5 protein-coding genes are annotated in these 5,370 nt (G+C 47.4%); all 5 read right to left on the bottom strand.

The features are described from left to right. Positions 1 to 290 precede the first annotated feature (290 nt). The 5 genes from ACXLDX_RS00025 to ACXLDX_RS00005 all read right to left on the bottom strand — a co-directional run bounded on the left by ACXLDX_RS00025 (position 291) and on the right by ACXLDX_RS00005 (position 5,231). A complete protein-coding gene (locus tag ACXLDX_RS00025; protein ID WP_457575134.1) occupies positions 291 to 1,721 on the bottom strand; it encodes a cytochrome c3 family protein in 1,431 nt (476 codons plus the stop codon). 14 nt (positions 1,722 to 1,735) lie between these two features. Then, complete coding sequence (locus ACXLDX_RS00020; RefSeq protein ID WP_457575133.1) at positions 1,736 to 2,629, bottom strand: hypothetical protein; 894 nt, start codon at positions 2,627 to 2,629, stop codon at positions 1,736 to 1,738. Next, complete coding sequence (gene ftsH, locus ACXLDX_RS00015) at positions 2,626 to 4,503, bottom strand: ATP-dependent zinc metalloprotease FtsH (protein WP_457575132.1); 1,878 nt, start codon at positions 4,501 to 4,503, stop codon at positions 2,626 to 2,628. Before ftsH ends, ACXLDX_RS00020 begins: the two co-directional genes overlap by 4 nt. Before the next feature lie 261 nt (positions 4,504 to 4,764). Beyond that, positions 4,765 to 4,983 (bottom strand): hypothetical protein, encoded by a 219-nt coding sequence (locus ACXLDX_RS00010; protein WP_457575131.1) that lies wholly within the window; start codon positions 4,981 to 4,983, stop codon positions 4,765 to 4,767. Positions 4,984 to 5,018: 35 nt separating this feature from the next. Next, positions 5,019 to 5,231, bottom strand: a complete 213-nt coding sequence (locus tag ACXLDX_RS00005) for a hypothetical protein (RefSeq protein WP_457575130.1) — start codon at positions 5,229 to 5,231, stop codon at positions 5,019 to 5,021. Between the last annotated feature and the right edge of the window lie 139 nt (positions 5,232 to 5,370).

Genomic DNA, 5,370 nt, shown 5'->3' with positions numbered 1-5,370 from the left:
CGTTTGCGTCACCAAAAAGGGCGTCAAAAAATTCGTTGGTTCTTTCCTTTGGAAAGAGTTTCAGAAGAGTTTCTTTGGTGAATAAATCTTTGAATCTATCTGTGGGCATAGCTGCTATCTCCATGGGCAATTGTTCACAGGCACTCCAGCTTTTCACGGTCCCTTTTGTCCGCGTGAGCAGGCTATAGCGAACAAAAGAGCCTGCAAAAATCTGCGACACCTGTGAGCAATTACAGTTCAGAGGTTATAAAATCACATATTTGCTACCCCTGTGAGTAGTTACGATATATCTATTCCGGCTCATCATGACAGAGATCACAACTCTGGGAAATGGTCTTGCCATAGGCCGTTGCATGTTCCTCATCATGACAACGGAAGCAACCATAGCCGGCCTCTTCGTTTTTATGGCCGTTGTGACCCTTGTATGTTCCCCAGGTCACTTTCATCGCCGGCCAGACATTTGCCAGGTAGGCATCAAGCAGATACCTGCCGGAAGATATCAGGGCCTGTTCATTTTCGGCCACAAAATCATCACCGTTCCGTTGAGCCTGAAGCGCCAGAAGAGTCTCCACAAGCTGTTCCTCCGCCTGCTTTCTTGAACCGTATTCTTTCTGAAGAACAGCAATACTGTCTTCCCGGAGACCCGGGATTTTTGCATCGAGTTTTTTTGAATGGAGGCCGAAATCAATTTTCTCTTCAAGATCATCGTAGACATGGGTCGGTCTGTTATGACAGTCAATGCAGTCCATGGTACGCCATGTTCCCGGCTCACCTGCCTCTTCACCATCCACAACATATTCCTCAGTTACTCCGGAAGGTTTGGTCACCTTGATCCTGCCGATCCTGGTCCGGGTCTCATTCAGTGACTCGTACTCGACCTTTACATCCTTGCTGACGTGCCAGTGGATCCCCTCAAACCTGTTGGTCAGCGGATTTCTGCCACCGATATGAAGGGCGATTTCCTGTATTTCCGGATTCTCCTGGTCATCATTGGTGTAAGAGACAAATTTTTTCACCTTTTTCCCATGGAATTTTTCCGGCCAATGACACTGCTCACAGGTGTCCTGGGCGGGCCGCAAATGTTCCACCGGGGCAGGAATAGGCCTGCTGAATCTGCCGTCAAAAACCGCCTTCACCTGACGAAGCCCGGAAAGTTTGGCCTTGACATACCATTCGGCTCCCGAGCCTATGTGACAGGAAACACAGCCGACTTTGGCGTGGGGAGAGCGCTGATAGGCAGTATATTCCGGGTCCATCACCGTATGACAGACGGCCCCGCAGAAATAATCGGATTCAGTGAAATGATAGGCTTCGTAGATGACAAAGGAAAAAACGGCCAGATTTATAATAGAGAGGACAAGAAAAAGAATCACTCCCCTCCTGTGAGTCGATTTGCCAAAATCAATAATGACGTTTTTTGACGTCAGACTGTTTTTAAACCATTTCTTCCTCCTCATATACCAGGCTACAGGAATGAGAATCAGGCCAAAGACCATCCCCGATGGGAAAACCAGAAATGTAACAATAGCCGCATAATGATTTTCGATCAACCCGGTGACATGCCCCAGCAGGCCGAGGATTGTCAAAGTAAAACACATCGTGGTAATACCAAATCCCAGAAGGCCGATGGGTGTTTTCACGGAAAGCCCTATCTGTTCCTGCCAACCGATAGAGTGTCCTTCCTCTTCCGTGGAGACCTGCTTTGAATTCTTCTCAGACATCTTTTTACTCCCCTCTAATTTAATTTCCGCCACTCTGCAGCAATTACAGCACTGCTGTCTATTATCTTCTGCAGCATCTCATTCTGGTTCTCCTTCTCTCCGTCATGAAGAAGCTGCGCATAATTCATTATGCCATTGAGTCTGTTGATCGTCTCATTGATGTTCTTTTCAAGATTATTACGCAGGTCAACAGCAGCAGGATCAGAAGACAACTCCTGTTCCCTGACTTTGATAACAAGTTGCTGGACTGAAAACGCCAGATCGGCGACTTCTCTGGTAACCGGTGGAGAGGGGAGAATAGCTTCCGGTTCAGGAATGTCGGCTTCAAGATTTTTTTGGAGCTGCAGAAGAGGCAAAAGAGTATTGCGATAGAAATGAATAAGGGCAAAACCCGCCAGGCTGATAATCAGCCCCAACACTCCGATCACCATTTTCTGGAAATTGATTACAGCCAGCCTGGCCTGACCGGCAATAATTCTGTCATACTGAATCAGGTAATCTGCTGTAAAACGCATCTGCTCCTGCAATTTTTTTTTCGTTTTCGGGTTGTCATCACCTGCTGCCTGGCGGAGAAGAATCACCATTCCCGGTAAATCCACCTTGTCGGCCAGCGCCAGTTTCAGCTCAGGAGCCACCAGGTTGTTCTCTTTCAGCAGAAATAACTCGGAATTGAGTTGCTCAAGATCAGGTATAAGTTGAATGAGCTCCTTCTCTTTTCCCGTAATAAACGCTTCAATTATACCTTCACGGATGGTCATGAAATGAAAGAGTATCCGGCCATTCCCGGCAATCACCGCATTATAGTTTCCCGTCAGACGATACTGGTAAACAGCGAGCAGGGCGATACACATCAGTAGCCCGCCAACCAGCAGAAACGCAAGCCAGACAAGTTTTTTCAGTGAATTCATCGTTCCTGCGCCACCTTTGCCTCAAGGCAGTGTCCTTTGGCAGGACAGACACTGCACTCAGAGATTTCCTCAGACATGCTCCTGGCCTTTTCCTTTTTGGTCAGAGAACATTGATATATTATCTCAAACTCCTCGCTGTCAATTGTTTCCACCTGGAGAAGAATTTCTGCCAGAGCTTTGAGAAACAGTTTTTCCTCCTTTAAAACAGCCACCGCCTGACTGTAACACTCCGTCAGAAGAGTTTTAATTTCGCCATCAATGAGATTGGCCGTTTCCGAGCTCATAACCAGCCTTTTCGTCATCTCATCCCCCAGGAAACTGCTGTCCCCCACACCATAGGCCTGGGGGCCGAGTATTTCACTCATCCCCCAGCGACAGACCATATTTGTTGCTATTTCCGTAGCCTGGAGAAGGTCGTTTTCAGCTCTGGTGGTCCTGCTGTTAAAAATAATTTTTTCAGCGGCGCGCCCTCCTAGAAGAATTGCAATACGGTTCTTCAGATAATCCCTGCTGTAAGCGGTTCTGTCACCCATGGGAAGCTGCTGGGTCTGACCCAGGGCCCGCCCCCTGGGAATTATTGTTATTTTATGGACGGGATCGGAATCGGGCAGGATTTTCGCGACAATGGCATGACCCGCTTCATGGAAGGCCAGGACCTGTTTGTCTTTTTCCGTCAGAATAATTCCCTTTCTTTCAACACCGAGCATTATCCTGTCCCTGGCAAGATCAAAGTGTTCACTCTCTATGGCTTCACAACCGTCTCTGCCGGCAAGAAGCGCGGCTTCATTGACCAGGTTGGCCAGTTCCGCTCCGGTAAATCCGGAAGTCATCTGGGCAATTTCCTCCAGGTCTACTTCTTCACGCAGTGTCACCTTCCGACAGTGAACATCCAGGATCTTCTGTCGGCCTTTTAGATCAGGAGGAAGAAGGGTTATTCTTCGATCAAAACGACCGGGCCGGCTCAAAGCCGCATCCAGGATATCCGGCCTGTTGGTGGAAGCCAGAACTATAATATTATCCGTTGAACTGAACCCGTCCATCTCCACCAGAAGGGCATTCAACGTCTGCCCTCTTTCATCCTGGCCATCAGAAGACGCAGCCGTTCTGCTGCTGCCCACCGCGTCAATTTCATCAATAAAAACTATACAGGGCGCATTTTTCTTGGCTTCGCTGAAAAGATCTCTCACCCGCGAGGCCCCCACCCCCACAAACATTTCCACAAAATCAGAACCGCTGAAACTGTAAAAAGGCACACCCGCTTCTCCGGCAATGGCCCTGGCCAGCAGTGTTTTCCCGGTGCCCGGCGGCCCCTGCAGGAGGAGTCCCTTCGGGATTAATGCACCGATCTTGCTGAACTGATCCGGATTCTTCAAAAATGAAACAACCTCTTCCAGCTCTTCCTTGGCTTCCGGAACACCGGCAACATCATCGAAAGTTATTCTTTCCGAGCCATTATTGGGCACTATCAGTTTATCGCTGGCAAACCTGCTCTTCGCTCCTTCCCTTCTGTCTGCAAGAACCGTCAGCAGAACGACCAGGGCCAGCATAACTCCTGTTAAGAAGAGTCCTCCCTGGAAATAATAGGAAGTATAATCCTTACGGAAAACCATTCTGACATGGAGAGGATCAAGCAGGGAGGTTACCTTTTTGATATCAGGAATCTCAACGGCATAGGAATATCCCGACAATAACGTTACATTGGCCCGGTTACCCACAAAGGCCACTTCGCTCAGTTCATGTGCCTGAATATTTTGAAAAAATTCACTGTAATCCCGAATGGGAAGACGATTTTCCAGAACAAAAACCAGAGCAATTATAAAGCAGAAAAAAAGAAGGGTAAAAAATACAAACAGGTTTCTTACCAGTATCGCCATAAAATGTCCCCTGCCTCTTCATTTGAAATGCTGCGTGTAGCGCACCTGACACGGAAAAACTCCAGTTTTGCATCACCCACCACTACATTGTAACACAAAAAAAAGACCGGAGGTCTTAAAAAAAACCCCGGTCTTCCAAAAAATCTATTTTATCTGCGGTTAAATGCCTGGATAAACCTGCATCCAGATGCATCTGAGTACAAATTATTATCAGGAAATATTATGAAATCATCGTGGATTCAGAGTTCGACAGGCCAATATTTACATTCCTGTAACGGCTTTAAACCACCCCATGGCCAGCTGACCAGGCCCTCCTGCGGCCGCCAGGCCCCCGACCAGACAGGCAAGGCTCCATAAGCCGACCACCACACCGAATAATCCGACTACAGTAATACTCACTTTGGATACTTCCGTAGTGACATCTGCCCGGTCAATTGTCCTGGAACCACTTTTTCTATTTATCTTTGTAGTTTCACGCATTTTTTTCTCCTTTTCCATTACTGGGGACTGAACAATCAACCAATTATTGCCCTGAAAAGATTTCCAACAAGACCAAGAGGACCACCGCTGACGATCATGCCACTGATCAGACTGGCCACGGAAAGAAGCCCAATGGCGCAGGATGAGACAGCAAAAAACACAAAACCAGCTTTATATACCTGCTCGTCAACTTTTGTTCCGGTATTAAGCGTTGTTCCTGTCCCGGCAGTTTTTATAGTGGCTTTCATGTTTTTTCCCTCCGTATTGTTTTTGTACTTCTGAAACCGGTGAATGACCTGTTCACGAATTTGTCTTATTTATTACACAATCCGTGCCACATTGTAGCAAAAAGATAAAAATCAACTGAGATAAGGTGAAGGAAGGAAA

The organism is Desulfomarina sp. (genome assembly GCF_054039375.1).
Note: the sequence above shows the minus strand (reverse complement) of the source record. Positions and strands in the feature narration are given on the sequence as shown.